Genomic DNA, 17285 nt, shown 5'->3' with positions numbered 1-17285 from the left:
TAGAATAGAGTTATGCAGTTGAGAAGGTTTACTTTAACTTGGTGTATAACAGAAACAGATGATGGAATGCTTATTCGAGAGTTTTTGAAAGCGAAGAGTATTTCTAAAGCAGCGTTAACAGATATAAAGTTTCATGGCGGAGCTATTGAAGTGAACGGACATTCTGTAAATGTACGTCATGTTTTGCAAGAGGGAGAGCAGTTAGCAGTATACTTCCCACCTGAGCAAAGAAGTGAAGGAATGCTAAGCGAGAATATCCCACTTTCGATTGTGTATGAAGACGATTCTGTTCTTGTTATTAATAAGCGGCCGTATATGTCAACAATTCCATCAAGAGAGCATCCAAGCGGGAGTGTAGCTAATGCTCTTTTGCATTATTATGATCAGCAAAACCTTGCAAGTACAGTACATATTGTAACAAGGCTCGACCGGGATACATCTGGTTTAATGTTAATTGCAAAAAATCGTTTTATTCACCATTTGCTATCAAAGCAGCATCAGCAAAAACAAGTGAAAAGAACATATGAAGCGATTGTTCATGGAACGATAGCGGAGGACAGCGGAACAATTGATGCTCCCATTGCACGAAAAGATGATAGTATTATTGAGCGCATGGTCCGTGAAGATGGGCAACGAGCAGTTACTCACTTCGATGTGCAAAAGAGATTGAAAGGTAAGACGCATGTGGCACTTCAACTAGAAACAGGACGGACGCATCAAATTAGAGTACATATGGCGCATCTCGGCCATGCATTACTTGGTGATGATTTGTATGGTGGGAAAACGGATGAAATAAAGAGACAAGCATTGCATAGTACAAATTTAACATTTTATCATCCTGTATTAGAAAAGCAGCTTACATTTCATGCGGAGTTGCCGGAAGATATGAGAAAGCTGATGGAATAATGATTCCACCAGCTTTTTTTAGTCAATAGAACGAAATTTCTCCGGTACAAACGGCATTGAAGAAGGAACGGACACCGTTTCCATTTCCGGATAACGAAGTCCTGTTAATTTTCCGCCAAATACTGATCCAGTATCGATATTCACAGTATGATTGACGAATCGAGGTTCTGGTACAGGTGTATGTCCGTATACAATCCAAGCATCTCCAGTATAATGTTTCGCCCAGTCACGGCGGACAGGAGAACCGTCAGGGTGCTTTTCACCTGTAATATCACCGTACAAGACGAAAGTTTGGACTTTTTTATCACTTCTCCCGATATAATCTTGGCGAATACCAGCGTGACAAACAACGAGTTTTCCGTTATCCAGCACGTGATAGAGAGGCGACTGTTCGTAAAGATCAATAAACTTTTTCTGTATGATTTTTTGCTCACGTGTACTTAATGCTTCGTATTCTGCAACGGTTGTTTCTAGGCCGTGCGCTACTTGCACTTTGCGCCCAAGGAAGTAACGATATAATTTATTACAATGATTACCGGGGGCATAATATGCTTCTTTTTTATGTAGGACAAGGTCCCACACAATTTCAATCATGCGAAGAGAATGAGGACCACGGTCTGTAATATCACCGACGAAAGCAAGTTGTCGTTTTTGTGGATGAACAGGTAACCCGCTATCCCATTTATAGCCAAGTTGTTTTGTTAATGATTGAAACTCCTCTAAACAGCCATGAATATCTCCGATAACATCATACTTCATATTGGATCACCTACTCTTTTTTTGATTAGTATACCGCTACAAAGGCAAGAAAAAAACCATATCCACTAGGATATGGTTTAATCAAACATAAATTTCTTTGTTCGTGACTGTACATTCAGAATGAAGCCAATCGCAATCATATAGGTGAGCAAGGAACTACCACCGTAACTTAAAAGCGGTAATGTAATCCCGGTAATAGGAAGTAGCCCGATTGTCATGCCAATATTTTGGAACACTTGGAATGTAAACATCCCGACGGTTCCCGCACATATATAACTTCCGTATGGATCATTGCTTTCTAACGCAATATGAATCATGCGATAAATGAGTAGGAAGTAGAGTGAAATAACGACGCTTCCTCCTAAAAATCCGAATTTCTCAGCAATATTTGTAAAAATAAAATCGGTATGAGGTTCAGGGAAGTATACTTCTGCACCGTCCCAACCTTTTCCGTATAACTCGCCTGATCCGGTAGCTAAAAGGGCTTGAGTTAATTGATAACCCTGTGTTGGGTATTCATAAGGTGCTAACCAGCCGTAGAAACGATCTAGCTGATACTCTTTTAAAATATGTGCTTTAAAAAATGCTGTGTGTGCAAAGTAAATATAAACGAGTAGTGCAGCAACTCCAGCGACAATGCCAGCTAAACCGAAAATAAAGCGCCAACGTATACCGGATACTAAAATCATGGCTGCAAGCATTGCTGAAATTACCATTGTATTCCCTAAATCTGGTTCTTTTGCGATTAACAGTAATGGTGGTAAACTCGCTGCAAATATTTTTCCAAGTAAGAGTAGATCTTCTCGTGACGTTCGAATCGTATATTTTTCATTATGGTCTACGATAATGCGTCCAACTACAAGAATTAAAAAGAGTTTCATGATTTCTGAGGGTTGGAAATTACCGATACCTGGAATTGCGTACCAAGCTGTTGCCCCTTTAATTGTTACCGCGCCCGGAAAATGAAACTCAAGTCCAAGAAGAAGAACCATTGCGAATCCGTATAAATACCAACAAATTTGTTTATAGCGATCGAAGTCGATAATCATAACTGCAACAACTGCAATAATCCCAATTATATACCATTTGATTTGCTGCGCAACGAAATTAACTTTTTGTAAATTTGGTGGCAAGGATGGCTGTGCACTGGCGATGGCAAAGCAACTTACTATAGCGATTGCAAGTACAATCATTATCAAGACGTAATCTATTTGATATCGAGAATTTTTATCTTTCACCGTACTGTATTCCTTTCTATGACTCATTGTTATTAAAAAAGACACTATTACCATCTTAGCCGATTTTTTGTTGTTTGCAAATATGTTGTTTAGATTTAAGTTGGGAATGTCAGATGTGTGGAGTGTTATAACATAAAATTTTTATCCCGCTATTCGTGGGCAGTAAGACCCCCACCTCAAGATTCAGAGAAAAGTGAAGAAGATAGGTGGGGGATAACTGCCCGTAAAAGACCGGTTGGTTAACCATCAGTGGGGGGATAAAGCCCCCCCACTGATGGAAGTTTTACTTTATGATGTTTCACATTCATTTGAATTTCGTAAAGAGGTTATTTTGTAGGTGCTTCTAACCAAATGCGGACATGGTGTCTTCATTATACAGTTGTTATGTATAAAGTTGATGAGTATTATAGTGCTGTACACGATAGCGGTGTGCGTTGGAGGGATCAAGATTTGAACATTCGTGGCCGGTAAAAGAGCCCATTTTGTCAAAAAAAGATCGGTTACTGCCATTGCTTATTGAGTGTAAAGATTGTTTTTTAGTAGGAGAGTTGTCTATGAATATATTAGTAACAGGCGGAGCTGGATTCATTGGTAGTAATTTTGTTCATTATATATTGAAAGTATACGAAAATTACCATGTTATTAATTATGACGCGTTAACATATAGTGGTAATCTTGAAAATTTACGTTCTGTTGAGCAAGACCCTCGCTATGTTTTTCTAAAAGGCACGATTCAAAATCGTGAACTTTTAGAATATGTTGTTCAGAAGTATAAGGTAGATGCCATTGTTAACTTTGCAGCGGAATCACATGTTGATCGTAGCATTGAAAATCCTATTCCTTTCCATGATACGAATATAATTGGAACGGTAACGTTATTAGAGCTGGTCAAAAAATACCCTCATATAAAAATGGTGCAAGTCTCAACAGATGAAGTGTATGGCTCATTAGGAGAAGTAGGAAAATTTACAGAACAAACACCGATTGATCCGAGCAGTCCGTATTCTTCTAGTAAGGCGAGTGCGGATATGATTGCTTTATCGTATTACAAAACGTATCAATTACCTATTATTGTCACACGTTGTTCCAATAACTATGGACCATATCAATATCCAGAGAAATTAATTCCACTTATGATTACAAATGCACTTGAAGGGAAGAAATTGCCGTTATACGGAGATGGATTGAATATAAGAGATTGGCTTCATGTTAATGACCATTGTAGTGCAATTGATGCTGTACTGCATAAAGGGAAAATTGGGGAAGTGTATAACATTGGCGGAGATAATGAAAAAACAAATGTAGAAGTTGTTGAGCAGATTTTGGCGTTGCTGAAAAAAGGAAAAGATGATATTCATCATGTTACGGATCGCTTAGGACACGACCGCCGTTATGCAATTGATGCGAAAAAAGTAAAACAAGAATTAGGATGGCAGCCGGTGTATACGTTTAAGCAAGGAATCGAAGAAACAGTTCATTGGTATAAACAAAACGTGCAGTGGTGGCGACCATTAAAAGAAAAATAAGGGGCTCACAAATATTCAACTTTAAAGCATAAAATGTTAAAATTAAATGATTTCTCACAGATGCCATCTTGGGAAGAAGGATTAGAACGCTTCTTTAGCGAAACAAAGAATCACTAGTGAATTTGGGCTAGTGATTTTTGTTTGCCTTTAGAGTATTTTATGTTAATATAAAAATAGTACCAGGTTCTAATAACAACTATAATTTATGAATATAGGAGGATAAATACATGAATCTTCTCAATGTAAAAGGAAAAAATATTGTCGTAATGGGCGTTGCAAACCAACGAAGCATCGCTTGGGGAATCGCGCGTTCATTACATAATGCAGGAGCAAACTTAATCTTCACTTACGCAGGTGAACGTTTAGAAAAAAATGTACGTGATTTAGCGGAATCATTAGAAGGACAAAAATCACTTGTATTACCATGTGATGTAACAAGCGACGAAGATATTGCAAGCTGCTTCCAAACGATTAAGGAAGAGGTTGGAGTTATTCATGGACTGGCTCATTGCATTGCATTCGCAGAACGTGATGATTTAAAAGGTGAGTTCGTTGATACATCTCGTAATGGCTTCTTGTTAGCTCAAAATATTAGCTCATTCTCATTAACAGCTGTAGCAAGAGCAGCGAAAGAAGTGATGACAGAAGGTGGAAGCATCGTAACGCTAACATATCTAGGCGGCGAGCGTGTTGTATCGAACTACAACGTAATGGGTGTTGCAAAAGCATCATTAGACGCGAGCGTAAAATATTTAGCGAACGACTTAGGAAAGCATAATATCCGTGTCAACTCAGTATCTGCAGGACCAATTCGCACATTATCAGCAAAAGGTGTTGGCGATTTCAACAGCATTTTAAAACAAATTGAAGAACGCGCACCACTTCGTCGTAACGTAACGCAAGAAGAAGTAGGAAATACAGCGTTATTCTTATTCAGTGACCTAGCAAGCGGTGTTACTGGTGAGAATATTCATGTGGATTCTGGATATCATATTTTAGGTTAGTACGAAAAGATAAATTAACTATATTTATAAAATAAAAAGCCCTCTTGAATTGTAAAAAATACGATTCAGGAGGGCTTTTTAAATGTAAAGTTTAAAGGAAACGACACAAAGAGCAGTAGAGTCGATTAAATATGAAGCGAACTCATTTTTGAATTTGAAAGTCTCTTATATTAATGAACTAGCAAAGTTGTGTAATCAGTTGAATATTAATATTACTAATGTAGCAAAAGGAATGGGATTAGACAATAGGAATGGAACCAGTGCAGCGATGCTGATTCCATTGGCTAATTTGTATTCTAACAGAGGAGTACTACGGCGTTCCCGATATCATACAGAGCACCTTCATATCGGTTATACGGTACACTTCTGTTACAGTTTCTCATTAGTAGGACCAAACTAGGCAATGATAACGGTTGGCATCGAGAATAAGAGTAGGGAGGAAAGAGTTAGATTATCACTTATCCCGCTATTCGCGGGCAGTAAGACCCCCACCTCAAGATTGAGAGAAGCGAAGAAGCTAGGTGGGGGATAACTGCCCGTAAAAGCTCGATTGGTTCAACTAACCATCAGTGGGGGATGAAGAAAACCCCCACTAATGGAAGTTTCACTTTATCCAATGATTAAAATTATAAATTCAAATGTTACATTTTTAAAGATAAAGTTATAGAGTATTTCCTGCTCCGCGAATTTAATAAGAATGTTCTCAATTCCCGCACTGTAAAAATCGACTATGGCGTTACAGTAACCCATTGAGATTCTTTAACATACCTTAGAACATACAAACAGTAAGATCAAAAAAGTCATCACAAGTCGTCAGCACAATTACAGAAATGATTGGCGGATCCATTTAGTTATATCAAGGCTTATCCGCCTATTTGCATGCCCATACAACAACAATGATAATGACATAAAATAATATAGTACCGAAATTTAAGTGAAGGAGGTGCTCGAAATGAATGGTTTTTGTAATCAATTATGTAACTTAATACCAGGAATTGAGGTTGATTTTTTATTAAGGGGAGCCTCTAGAATGATCACCCTGACTTTTATAAAATTTGATCCTGAGGATGGGTGTATTACAGGGAAAGATTGTAATGGAGCTATTAGAACATTAAGTTGTCATTGTATTTGTGCGTTTTCACCCCGTATTCCTCGGAAAGAATTATGTTGTAAAATTATAGTGGAGCATAAGACGCAACTGGTGCCTCCTGCAAAAAGGGGAACTGCCCGTGCCACTAAAACGGTAGTAGCTAACATTGAAAAGGTATGTCCGGAAGTGGTTGTTATTTGTGGTGTGATTCATAAAACCATAACCTATACGGCAGTAATAGATGGTTGTGAGGTTGAGAACCATGTAATTAAAGACGATGTCCCATTTCAATGTCTGATTGAACAAAATGATAAGAAGGAAGGGGATGATCAATGCGGTATTACTCAACAGGATGGCATCAAGGAAGGGGATCAATTCCGTATTATCCATCAGGGTATTTTGTGCGAGGTTTTCGCGCATGAAGCAAATTTTGGCGGACAAGATCATTCAGTCGCCTTTAATTTTGTAGAAAAAGATATTGTTAAGGTATGTATTGAAAAAGTAAGATAAACCAACTATTGACAGAAACCCCCATCAGTATTCGACTGATGGGGGTTTTATTTTGCTTTACGGGATAGAATCAGCAACTGAACGACGAAGTGTAACAACGAAAGATGAAAAAACTAATTCATCTTATAACAGACCCGTTCATTATGAATGAAAGAATCATGAAGGACCAAATAAAAGACTCACAATGATGAATTTATCCAAACCATTATTATTGTAAACACATACTATAGTTTGAAAAAGAGGGGAATTCGACAGAAATAGATTTTTTTCTTTTTTTACATTCAAATTTATTAAAAAGGAGTGTAAAACTGATATGTCAGTAGTTGCAATTATTACGGGAAATGGTCCATGTTCAGCTGCTCCCCTTTTACGAGCAACCGTTACAGTAAATATCATAAATAGCGGACCAAATGCTGGGTGCGCAGAAATTATAGTAACCAATAGTCCGAGCAGTAAAGGTTTCATAGATTCTTTAGGTTTAACTGTGAATAACCCGGGTCCATTTACCCAGGTGTCAGGCCCAGGAAATGAAGGCTCTTTAAGTGGCGGGAAATGTCTTAGAGGTTGTCTCCCGAATTCCGATATTGTACAAAAGTTTAAAACGCAATCACAAAGAATTAATCCGGGTAATTCGGGTACATTTGTTATTTGTTCCACTACACCGTTTACGGAGGCACAGTTCCAAAGCATTGGATTACATTTCAAAGGTATCGAGGGAAATGATAGTATCTGTTTAAGTGGCTCTTTTGGTCCTGTAACAACAACGCCAACTGTATGCCCGATTCCAAACCCGCAAACTTGCTGTCAAGTAGTCGTTGAATTTAAAACAAAGCTCGTTCCGCCTGCATTAGTTGGGCATGACGTTAAAACTGAGGTGTTTTTCACACAACCGCCTGTTGTTGAAGATGTTTGCCCTGAAAAAGTCATCATTTGCGGCTCGCTAGCGAAAAAAATTACGTTCATAGCTGTGGATGAAAAAGGAAAACGATGTAAGAAAGTCATTTGTGACGAAAGAGAATTCCAATGTATCATTGACCGTGATGATGCAAACGAAGGAGACCATTTCGAAGTTTGTGGATTTGCCGTTTTATGTAACGGTACACCAAGACCACAAAATTTCGGAACACGCCCAGGATATAAAGCAGGAAGCACTGTTGAGGTATTCTGGAAAGTTATTGAAAAAGAAATTGTCAAGGTTTGTATTAGAAAGAATGATTGCAACGATTGTAATCCGATCTCACCTTGTCACCCAACCTCACTTTCTGACTAGTCTCTCTAAGTAAGCAATAAGAAAACATAGAGACCTCTCGACTCTTTATGATTATTGAGGTCTTTTTATATGCAAAGATAGAACAAAGCTTTGATTGCCAGTTTAGGCACCATCATGAACTAGACGATATAGACATCTGTGACTTTCGGATAAGGCTATTAAGTTGGCAGGTAAACAAATAAAAGAAGGAAAAAATCAACCGTTATTATACAGTCATCATTCGGATTTATCCCGCTATTCGTGGGCAGTAAGACCCCCACCTCAAGATTTAGAGAGAAGCGAAGAAGCTAGGTGGGGGTCTTACTGCCCGTAAAAGCCCGATTGGTGGGAGCTTTCCATCAGTAGGGGATGAAGAATCCCCCGCTGATGGAAGTTTCACTTTATATAAACTTCAGCTTCATATGCAGAAAAGTGTGATTGTGAAATAGATAGAACAAACTGCTGAAACACAGGAAAACAAAAGCATCATTGTTTGTTAGCTGCTTTAAGCTGATATTAATGAACTATAGAGCATACTGTAGAAAAAGTTTACATAAATTGTAACAATATTGATTTTATAGAAATGATAACTTCATTAATTAAAAAACAGAGATTTTTACTTGTCTTATATGTAAAGAAATATAGTTTTTGGGGAGGGTAAATATTTGAAAGTTTTAGTCACAGGCGGGGCAGGTTTTATTGGTTCACATATTGTTGAATCCTTATTGGAAAACAATATAGAGACAGTAGTTATTGATAATTTAGCTACTGGGCATAAGTATCATATTCCATCGGGAGTTGCTTTTTATCATTTTGATGTACGAGATCCTGATATTGATAAAATTTTTATGATAGAAAAACCAGACTTTGTAATACATCAAGCGGCGCAGGTTTCTGTGCAGGAATCTGTAAAACAGCCACTTTACGATTGTAGTGAAAATATCATGGCGACTGTAAATATTCTACAATCTTGTATAAAGTATAACGTGAAAAAAATTATCCACGCATCAACTGCTGCTGTATACGGTAATCCTAAATATTTACCTATTGATGAGAATCATGATCATAATCCTGTATCATTTTATGGTTTATCGAAATTGACCAGTGAAACATATATTCAATTATTTGCAAAACTTTCGGGTTTAAAGTACACAATTCTTAGATATTCCAATGTGTATGGTACAAGGCAGGATACAAATGGAGAAGCTGGTGTTATTTCCGTTTTTATTGACCGTTTATTAAAGAATGATAGTCCAATTATATATGGTGATGGAAATCAAACAAGAGATTTTATCTTTGTTAAAGATGTAGCATATGCTAACTTTTTGGCTCTTAGGAATGCTGACAATCAAATATGTAATATTAGCTCGAATCAACAAACTTCAGTCAATGAACTGCTGGATATAATCTATAGCTTAATGAAAATAGAAAATAAAAGAATATACAAAGAGGAAAGACCAGGGGATATTGTTCATAGCTATCTATTAAATAATAAAGCTAGAAAATACTTAAATTGGGATCCAAAGTTTTCATTACTTCAAGGATTGGAAGAGACGATTTCCTTCTTCCGTAAAAAATAAAGCAATTGCATGTAATACACTAAAATTGGAAATTATTATATTCTCTATAAAACATTACGAATGCTTTTAAAAATGATCCTAGAGTCAGAGTTGTTTATTAATTACAGAAATATCTGCTTTCTATAATTCCTTAGATTTGTTATCAATAGGGAGAACCGGAAACTGCATGTGAAGCATACACTTGTTGAACACCTGTACTTTCAAAAAGTAGTTCACGATATCTATAACATATAACTTAAATTAGGAAGAAAAGCTTATATCGTAAATAGATTAAGCTTTTCTTTCGTGTTCTTTTTCATAATATGGGTATTTTCTTAGCTTTTAATCCTCTTGTTTATCCCGCTATTCGCGGGCAGTAAGACCCCCACCTCAAGATTCAGAGAGAAGCAAGGAAGATAGGTAGGGGATAACTGCTGGCATGTGGTCGATTGGTTCAACTAATCATCAGTGGGAATGAAGAAAACCCCCACTGATGGAAGTTTTACTTTATAAAAAATAGGGAATGTACCTTATGTAGATAGATAAAGAATAGATTTTTAATGAAACTTCTCCGCCCAGTATGAATATAACTGTAATAACGTACGTTTCAGTAAAGAGGGGGATTGGGGATGGCGGACAAACAAATAAAGGAAGGGAAAAATCAACCGTTATTATATACTCATCGTTTGGATTTATTTAAACTTCAGCGCCATGTGCAGCGGAGTGTGATTGTGAAACAGACAGAACAAACGGCTGAAACACAGGAAAACGAAATAGATCATGTTGAAAATAGTGAACAGACTCACCATATTGTAGAGGAGGTAAACGTAGCTGATCCACAAAACATGCAAACGGATGAACCGGAGATAGATGTTGTTGAACAACAACACATGCAAACGGATGAACCGGAGATAGATATCGTTGATCCACAACACATGCAAACGGACGTACCGGAGATAGATGTCGTTGATCCACAACACATGCAAACGAATGAACCGGAGATAGATGTCGTTGATCCACANTCGTTGATCCACAACACATGCAAACGGACGTACCGGAGATAGATGTCGTTGATCCACAACACATGCAAACGAATGAACTGGAGATAGATGTCGTTGATCCACACAACGTGCAAACGAATGAACCGGAGATAGATGTCGTTGATCCACACAACGTGCAAACGAATGAACCGGAGATAGATGTCGTTGATCCACAACACATGCAAACGGATGAACCGGAGATAGATGTCGTTGATCCACAAAACATGCAAACGGATGAACCGGAGATAGATGTCGTTGATCCACAAAACATGCAAACGGATGAACCGGAGATAGATGTTGTTGATCAACATAACACGTACGCGAATGTAGCGGAAGAGAATCAACCAAAACAAAATGATGAACAATTTGTAGAATCTTCAAGCAGTACGTGGCAGAATAAATCGTTTAAAGATATGAATAATGAAGAGAAAATTTATTTCTTATTAAATCGACCACATTATATACCAAGTGTGAAATGTATGGTGAAAACAGAGAAAGCTTCTTATGTAGGGGTTATTGCTTCTTATGAAAATGGGGTGCTGCAAATGGTAGTATCGAACCGAATTGGGAATTTCATCCTAAATATAGAAGATGTCGTATCCATTCGCATGATGGGGCTATAATGTGCGAAAGGTGGTAGGAATCCTACCACCTCAATAGTTTTTGGGTTTACATATTATACGCCTGAAACGTGTGCGTCACGTAGGCATTGAATTGCACAGAAACAATTTAAATCAACAGTTACAACAGAATTTGTTGCCTGTAGTGTAGCGTTGGGATTGTTTAAGAAGGCACAAACTGGCTCTTCACAATCTTTTTGATCTTGACTGTGTACTTCTAATGCACGTAATACTGCAGTGCAGTCGTCTACACTTTCTACACGGTAAATGTACGAATAGCATTTTTTAATGCTACCAGAACCAACAAATACTTTGAATGGTTCTCCTCCGCTATTAAATAAGACAAATGGGCGAGTATTTGCGAGTCTAGAGCCTTGATGTGCACCAAGGAATGGAACATCGCATCCTGTCGGGCATGTGCTTGTTGCGCAATCTTGTAATTCATTGATGAAGTTTACAACATCACATACGCAATTGATGTTTATAACTTTTTTGTCATCATTGTTACCCATTCTTTTCACTCCTTATCATAAGTTTTGATTACACTACTAGAATATTGAATGCGGGGTAAATCTGTTACTGCTCTAAAGTTGTTTTTTTCAAAGGATAAGCCTGTATTTAGATGAAAAGAAAAGGGGATGAGGAACTTGCTTTTTGAAAGTTGGCTTATGTTTTTTATTTTCTCATTTGCAGTATTTCGGTTAACACACCTTTTGGTCTATGATAAGATTACGTCTTTTATACGTGCGCCTTTTATTGAAGAAATACAGATTACAGAGGAGGATGGTACGGTTTCAACGTATATGAAAATAAGAGAAACGGGCTTACGTAAATTTTTTGGTGAATTGTTAAGTTGCTATTGGTGTACAGGAATATGGGCGAGCGCTCTATTGCTTTTGTGTTATGAATGGATTCCTAAAGTAGCAGAGCCAATTATTTTGTTATTAGCAGTTGCTGGGGTTGCAGCGATTATTGAGACGATTGTGAGTCGAATGATGGGGAATTGAGAAATGAAGGAACGAAACAGAAGGGTTGTTCATATACTAAAGAGAGCGTTAAAAAATAGAGGAGATGTTTGCCATGGCGAATTATCAGCAACCTAATCCATACAATAATCTTCAAAATTGGTACAAAATGCAGCAACAGCAACAAGGGCAGCTGAATCAGCAGCAACAACTAGAACAACTAGGATATATAAAGAAACAAGGTTGTAACTGCAGCGGAAATAAAAAGAAAAATCAGTAACAATCAAAAGAGGTTTAGGGGATGAAAAAATTCCCACTGATAGAAGGTTCATTTTATGAAAAATAAAATAAAAAATACCTTGTTTTATCCTCTTTGTAAGGAAAACCAAGGTATTTTTTGTTTTGCAGGATGATTGTATTTCAGAAAGTTTCATCCCGCTATTCGCGGGCAGAAATCATTTCATTTGTTATTTTGTTTTTTGTAGATCATCCCTTGTCAAAAATAAAAATCTAGAAACATCAAGTTTCTTCCCTCTAAAAAATTGCGGAGAAGAAATGTACAATTCTTCTTTTGCGCGCGTAATAGCAACGTATGCTAAGCGTCGTTCTTCCTCTAATGCTTCCGAAGTATCAGTGACGCGATCGTTTGCGTCTTTTAAGGATGAAGAATGCGGTAATATCCCATCGCTTGCACCGAGTAAGAAAACACATGGAAATTCAAGACCTTTGGCGTTATGAATAGACATAAGCGATACAGCATCTTGCTGTGCTCGTGTTTTTAATGTTTCCATTTCTTTTTGAATTTGAATAGCTGTGTTTATAAATTCTAAGTACGCTGGAATATCCGAAAAGCGATTTGCAGATTCAATGAGTTCTTCAAGCATTTCTTCTTGTATTTCTTTTTGCATTGTAAAGGAAGAGCGGTCATTGCTTTGCAGATAGTCTAAGTATTGCCCTTTTCCTTTAATGATTTCTTTTAATGCTTTTTTCGGTTCAAGCTCTTTAATAAATTTCAAGAAATCAATACGATCATTAACTTTCTTCACTTGGAACGGTTTTAAGTTCGGATTAAGTAAAAGAAAATGTAAAAGGGAAGGGAAGCGACCTTCACCGTATTTCCATTGTTCTCGTTCAATAAATGATATACATTCATCACGGCCTATATACATTGTTGGTAAAATGCTTGCAAGTGATTCTAAACGAAAAGGTTCAAAGGCTAGCCGCAATTGATCTAATACAGGTTTTATGAGCGAGTGTTCATAAAACGATTGGCTTGCCCCGTATTTGACAAACGGAATTTTATGAATCGTAAGCTGATCGAGCAAGGAGCGGCTTACAGAATGAGTCCGGTACAGTAAGCAAAAGTCTGAATAGTTTCGTTCACCACTTGCTACTTTATCTTGAATAAGTTGTAAAATTTGATTCGCTTCATCTAATGTTGTTGCTGGCCTTGAATAAAATGGCTGTATTCCTTCTTCGTGAACGGTGTACAATTCTTTGTTAAATCGTTCTTGATTCAGCTTAATGACTTCATTACCAAGTCCTACTATGTATGGATTGGAGCGATAGTTTGTATTTAAAGTAATAATGGTTGTATCATCAAATTCCTTTGGGAAAGAAAGGATAATTTGATGACTAGCTCCGCGCCAGCCGTAGATCGCTTGATCATCGTCTCCTGCGATAAATAAGTTGTTTTGCGGTGCTGCTAATAGTTTCACAATTTCATACTGGGCGTACGATGTATCTTGAAATTCATCCACTTCAATATATTGAAAGCGACCTTGCAGTTGTGTTAATAATGCGGCATTGTTTTCTAGTAAATAAAACGTTTCAAGTAAAATATCATCAAAGTCTAGATAGCGATGACTTTGCTTTACGTCTTCATAGCGTTGATATACTTCTTGAAATTCACGTTCAACAGGTGTTTTTGCTTGTACATCTTTCGGTCTATTTAATTTATTTTTTTCAAGTGAAATCATTGCTAGCATACTTTCTGCATCATAGTCATCTTTTAAACGAAGTTCTTTTAAAATTTTCTTTACGATAATTTGTTTATGCTTTTCATTTGCTAAAATTTGTTGGTTGTATCCTTGGCTGCGAAGTAATTTTAAGAAAACAGAGTGGAACGTTCCGGCAACAAGATATTGGCTCGCTGCGGGTGTCATACCAGGTAATGTTGCTACGCGGCTTCGGATTTCTTCTGCAGCTTTTTGGGTAAACGTAAGCAATAAAATGTTACGCGGGTGAATGCCTTTTACGTTGACTAAATAGCCAACGCGTGTTGTCAAGACAGACGTTTTTCCGCTGCCAGCACCAGCTAATGTGAGAACGGGTCCTTCTGTCTGACGAACAGCTTCTAATTGTTTTTCATTTAAATGTATTCCTTGTTGTTCAAGAGCACGAAAATAGGTAACATCCGCATCGTTTCGATCAATTAAATCGGTAGATGTTTTCGGAATATGATAAGTTGCGCGAGGTATATTCGAATGTGTTAATGATTTTTGCGAAAAATTTTCCTTAGTCATAATTTCACCTTCAATAAGTAGCATCAACTTATAACTTTATCGGAAGATAGAGGAAATGGCAATGTAAAAAAGTGAGACAGTTATGTGGTTGAATTTGGAGTATATAAATACAAATTGAAAAAACGACATAAAAACCCCTTTCTTTTTAGATGGGTGAGAGGATCTGGCCGTGCATAGAAGCGGTCAGGACCTTTTCCTGCCCCGTGCGGTGGTAAAACAAAGAGAGAAAACGAGTGCAGGTTACTTTTTGTTTGGCGTAGCCGTGACTTACATGTTGAAAAAACGAAATAAAAGACCTTTTTTTGTTAGGGAAGCGAGAGGATCTGGCCATGCATAGAAGTGGTCAGCCTCTTTTTCTGCCCCGTGCAACGGTAAAAACAAGTGTAGGTCACTTGTTTTCTTCATAGCAGCGACTTATATGTTGAAAAGTCATATGTGATGAGAGCGTGCGTAAAACGCAAGATGATTGTAGAAATTATAAAAAGAAGCGCTAAGCAAGCGCTTCTTTTATAGTTTTTTTATCATCACAACATGCGGAATGTCAGCTTCCATAAACACATCAGAAATTGTTTCATATCCAAGCTTATTATAAAACGGCTCAGCATGTGTTTGAGCATGAAGTTTTAGTTTTGGAAGAGCTTCTTCTTTCGCAAGAGCTTCTAACGCATTCATAATGATTTTTCCAGCACCTTTTTGACGATGAGAGGATAGGACACAAACACGTTCCATTTTTCCTATGCCGTCAACGATACGAAAACGACCAGCACCAACTGGAACATCTTCGTCGTATAAAACAACATGTTTTGCGACATGTTCATATTCATCGTATTCTTCTTCAGACGAAACATTTTGCTCGTCCACAAATACTTGTTTCCGAACGGAGAATGCATCTTTTAGCTCTTCTTCATTTTGTACGAATTTTGCTTGCAACTTATTACTGCTCCTTTCCTAAATGGAACGTTTCATATACTGTCCATGTATCATTTTCTAATTGATATACTAAATGGAAACGGTCAATTGGTTGTTCATAATAGAAATCTTTCATTTTTAGGCGACCTAAAACATCAGCATGTTCAGCATCTGATAATTGTTGTCCAATTGTAAGGTGTGGCACAAAAGCATATTCGCGATCTTGTGTGAATATTCCGCTATGCATTTCTTCATTTAGAAATGTTAATTCTGGTGTTTTTTCCACTTTAAAGTAAATGACATTATTTACAGGTGCAAACGAGCTCACTTTTCCAACATGTAGTGTAAACGTGTTTGCTTTGCTTGCAATTGTATGCAGCTCTGTTACAATAGCGCCTAGCTGTTCATCGGCTACTTCAAAAGGTGCCTTTAATGTAATATGCGGTGGAACTAATGCATAATGTGGATCGTAACGCTTACGCAGACCATTTGCTTTATCTTGAATCATTTTTGATGGAAAAATTACAATACCTAGTTTCATCTCCAAATTCCTCCCCTTGTCTGAACGTAAAATGTTTTTATGAAAAAACTCTCCTTTATTATATCAGATGATTCTGAAAAATACTGTGTATTATTTCATTGATAGCATATGAGAAAATGCATGTGGCAAGTTTTTTTGCCAATATTTCCATGTATGATTACCATTGAACTCTTCGTAATAGGTTGTAAATCCCTTTTCTATGAGAAGATTATGCAATTCTCGGTTTGGTGCTACAAAATCAGAAATATTGCCATCTGTTGTTTTTACATTTGTTTCTTCTGTACCGATAATATGGTATAAATCTAACGTTTGTGGTTGAGTAAATGTTTTGGCACGTTCTAACACAGATTCATTAACGAATGGTGATTGCATAATCACTTTACCGAATGTATGCGGATACATAAGAGCTGTCATAAATGAAACTGTACCGCCTAAAGAATCTCCAATTAAAACGCGGCCTTTCCCCATTTGATACGTTGGATACTTCTCATCTAAATATGGAACAAGTTCGTGAGCTAAAAAGCGAATGTACATGTCATTTTGTGATCCGTTTGGATGATATTTTTCTTTTCGGTCGTGTACATCTTTATATGGGATACCAACAATAATAGTTCGATCAATTTCTTCTGTTTCACGAAGTGATTCTATCACGCGATGTGCTTTACCTAGCTGAAAATAATCTCTTCCATCTTGTGCAATTACAATGGTGTGCTTATGAAGCGGCGTGAAGTTTGCTGGTAAATAAACGAGAAGCGAAATTTCTTCTTGCAATGATTTACTGTAAAATGTAAGTTCTTCAATTTTCCCTATTGTTTGTGTCATTGTGTAATCTCCCCTAAGTCAA

At 37.2% G+C, this 17285-nt stretch carries 17 protein-coding genes and 1 pseudogene; 11 read left to right on the top strand and 7 right to left on the bottom strand.

From position 1 onward, the window contains the following. The first annotated feature begins 18 nt into the window (after positions 1 to 18). Entirely contained in the window at positions 19 to 906 is an 888-nt protein-coding gene (locus ACTDJC_RS10460; protein WP_440603329.1) for an RluA family pseudouridine synthase, read from the top strand. 18 nt (positions 907 to 924) lie between these two features. On the opposite strand, the gene prpE is transcribed toward ACTDJC_RS10460, so the two are convergent. Further along, positions 925 to 1665 (bottom strand): bis(5'-nucleosyl)-tetraphosphatase PrpE, encoded by a 741-nt coding sequence (gene prpE / locus ACTDJC_RS10455; protein ID WP_098306227.1) that lies wholly within the window; start codon positions 1663 to 1665, stop codon positions 925 to 927. 77 nt (positions 1666 to 1742) lie between these two features. Next, positions 1743 to 2903: an FtsW/RodA/SpoVE family cell cycle protein gene (locus ACTDJC_RS10450; RefSeq protein WP_098306229.1), complete on the bottom strand. Its 1161-nt coding sequence runs from the start codon at positions 2901 to 2903 to the stop codon at positions 1743 to 1745. Between the two features lie 554 nt (positions 2904 to 3457). On the opposite strand from ACTDJC_RS10450, the gene rfbB reads away from it, so the two are divergent. The 8 genes and pseudogenes from rfbB to ACTDJC_RS10410 all read left to right on the top strand — a co-directional run bounded on the left by rfbB (position 3458) and on the right by ACTDJC_RS10410 (position 11504). Continuing rightward, positions 3458 to 4429, top strand: a complete 972-nt coding sequence (rfbB, locus tag ACTDJC_RS10445; RefSeq protein ID WP_440603328.1) for a dTDP-glucose 4,6-dehydratase — start codon at positions 3458 to 3460, stop codon at positions 4427 to 4429. A 9-nt stretch (positions 4430 to 4438) separates the two neighbouring features. After that, positions 4439 to 4546 (top strand): annotated as a pseudogene (locus tag ACTDJC_RS10440) (dTDP-4-dehydrorhamnose reductase); the annotation flags it as partial. Positions 4547 to 4656: 110 nt separating this feature from the next. Next, positions 4657 to 5433, top strand: coding sequence for an enoyl-ACP reductase FabI (fabI, locus tag ACTDJC_RS10435; protein WP_098306231.1), 777 nt, complete (start codon positions 4657 to 4659; stop codon positions 5431 to 5433). A gap of 124 nt (positions 5434 to 5557) precedes the next feature. After that, the gene (locus tag ACTDJC_RS10430) at positions 5558 to 5833 is read left to right on the top strand and encodes a hypothetical protein (protein ID WP_309247648.1); all 276 of its coding nucleotides are present in this window, start codon (positions 5558 to 5560) and stop codon (positions 5831 to 5833) included. Between the two features lie 552 nt (positions 5834 to 6385). Further along, positions 6386 to 7033 carry a hypothetical protein gene (locus tag ACTDJC_RS10425; protein ID WP_098306233.1) on the top strand — a complete coding sequence of 216 codons (648 nt, stop codon included), beginning with the start codon at positions 6386 to 6388 and terminating at the stop codon, positions 7031 to 7033. A gap of 313 nt (positions 7034 to 7346) precedes the next feature. Then, a complete protein-coding gene (locus ACTDJC_RS10420) occupies positions 7347 to 8303 on the top strand; it encodes a hypothetical protein (protein ID WP_440603327.1) in 957 nt (318 codons plus the stop codon). Between the two features lie 644 nt (positions 8304 to 8947). Continuing rightward, a complete protein-coding gene (locus ACTDJC_RS10415; RefSeq protein ID WP_440603326.1) occupies positions 8948 to 9862 on the top strand; it encodes an NAD-dependent epimerase/dehydratase family protein in 915 nt (304 codons plus the stop codon). Positions 9863 to 10880: 1018 nt separating this feature from the next. Continuing rightward, a complete protein-coding gene (locus ACTDJC_RS10410; protein WP_440603325.1) occupies positions 10881 to 11504 on the top strand; it encodes a CotO family spore coat protein in 624 nt (207 codons plus the stop codon). Between the two features lie 53 nt (positions 11505 to 11557). Here ACTDJC_RS10410 and ACTDJC_RS10405 read toward each other — a convergent pair whose 3' ends face one another. Further along, complete coding sequence (locus ACTDJC_RS10405; RefSeq protein WP_098310743.1) at positions 11558 to 12013, bottom strand: CotY/CotZ family spore coat protein; 456 nt, start codon at positions 12011 to 12013, stop codon at positions 11558 to 11560. A gap of 135 nt (positions 12014 to 12148) precedes the next feature. On the opposite strand from ACTDJC_RS10405, the gene ACTDJC_RS10400 reads away from it, so the two are divergent. Next, positions 12149 to 12508 (top strand): DUF1360 domain-containing protein, encoded by a 360-nt coding sequence (locus ACTDJC_RS10400; RefSeq protein ID WP_098310744.1) that lies wholly within the window; start codon positions 12149 to 12151, stop codon positions 12506 to 12508. A 73-nt stretch (positions 12509 to 12581) separates the two neighbouring features. Then, positions 12582 to 12746: a cytochrome C oxidase subunit III gene (locus ACTDJC_RS10395; RefSeq protein ID WP_440603324.1), complete on the top strand. Its 165-nt coding sequence runs from the start codon at positions 12582 to 12584 to the stop codon at positions 12744 to 12746. Between the two features lie 187 nt (positions 12747 to 12933). Here the strand turns inward: ACTDJC_RS10395 and ACTDJC_RS10390 are convergent, their stop codons facing one another. The 4 genes from ACTDJC_RS10390 to ACTDJC_RS10375 form a co-directional block, all read right to left on the bottom strand. After that, complete coding sequence (locus tag ACTDJC_RS10390) at positions 12934 to 14991, bottom strand: ATP-dependent helicase (protein ID WP_440603323.1); 2058 nt, start codon at positions 14989 to 14991, stop codon at positions 12934 to 12936. 507 nt (positions 14992 to 15498) lie between these two features. Continuing rightward, on the bottom strand, positions 15499 to 15921 hold the full coding sequence (locus tag ACTDJC_RS10385; RefSeq protein WP_440603322.1) for a GNAT family N-acetyltransferase: 423 nt from the start codon (positions 15919 to 15921) through the stop codon (positions 15499 to 15501). Positions 15922 to 15925: 4 nt separating this feature from the next. Further along, positions 15926 to 16441: a YjcG family protein gene (locus ACTDJC_RS10380; protein WP_098310748.1), complete on the bottom strand. Its 516-nt coding sequence runs from the start codon at positions 16439 to 16441 to the stop codon at positions 15926 to 15928. 90 nt (positions 16442 to 16531) lie between these two features. After that, positions 16532 to 17263, bottom strand: coding sequence for an alpha/beta hydrolase (locus tag ACTDJC_RS10375; RefSeq protein ID WP_440603321.1), 732 nt, complete (start codon positions 17261 to 17263; stop codon positions 16532 to 16534). Positions 17264 to 17285: the final 22 nt, after the last annotated feature.

It is taken from the genome of Bacillus sp. GB_SG_008, assembly GCF_052038115.1.
GTDB classification, from domain to species: Bacteria; Bacillota; Bacilli; order Bacillales; family Bacillaceae_G; genus Bacillus_A; species Bacillus_A rhizoplanae.
Note: the sequence above shows the minus strand (reverse complement) of the source record. Positions and strands in the feature narration are given on the sequence as shown.

What these genes read in the sequence shown, in the direction of transcription:
- prpE (WP_098306227.1), bottom strand. Translation starts at nt 1,665, where the DNA reads ATGAAGTATGATGTTATCGGAGATATTCATGGCTGTTTAGAGGAGTTT.
- rfbB (WP_440603328.1), top strand. Translation starts at nt 3,458, where the DNA reads ATGAATATATTAGTAACAGGCGGAGCTGGATTCATTGGTAGTAATTTT.
- fabI (WP_098306231.1), top strand. Translation starts at nt 4,657, where the DNA reads ATGAATCTTCTCAATGTAAAAGGAAAAAATATTGTCGTAATGGGCGTT.
- ACTDJC_RS10425 (WP_098306233.1), top strand. Translation starts at nt 6,386, where the DNA reads ATGAATGGTTTTTGTAATCAATTATGTAACTTAATACCAGGAATTGAG.
- ACTDJC_RS10420 (WP_440603327.1), top strand. Translation starts at nt 7,347, where the DNA reads ATGTCAGTAGTTGCAATTATTACGGGAAATGGTCCATGTTCAGCTGCT.
- ACTDJC_RS10410 (WP_440603325.1), top strand. Translation starts at nt 10,881, where the DNA reads ATGCAAACGGACGTACCGGAGATAGATGTCGTTGATCCACAACACATG.
- ACTDJC_RS10405 (WP_098310743.1), bottom strand. Translation starts at nt 12,013, where the DNA reads ATGGGTAACAATGATGACAAAAAAGTTATAAACATCAATTGCGTATGT.
- ACTDJC_RS10395 (WP_440603324.1), top strand. Translation starts at nt 12,582, where the DNA reads ATGGCGAATTATCAGCAACCTAATCCATACAATAATCTTCAAAATTGG.
- ACTDJC_RS10390 (WP_440603323.1), bottom strand. Translation starts at nt 14,991, where the DNA reads ATGACTAAGGAAAATTTTTCGCAAAAATCATTAACACATTCGAATATA.
- ACTDJC_RS10380 (WP_098310748.1), bottom strand. Translation starts at nt 16,441, where the DNA reads ATGAAACTAGGTATTGTAATTTTTCCATCAAAAATGATTCAAGATAAA.
- ACTDJC_RS10375 (WP_440603321.1), bottom strand. Translation starts at nt 17,263, where the DNA reads ATGACACAAACAATAGGGAAAATTGAAGAACTTACATTTTACAGTAAA.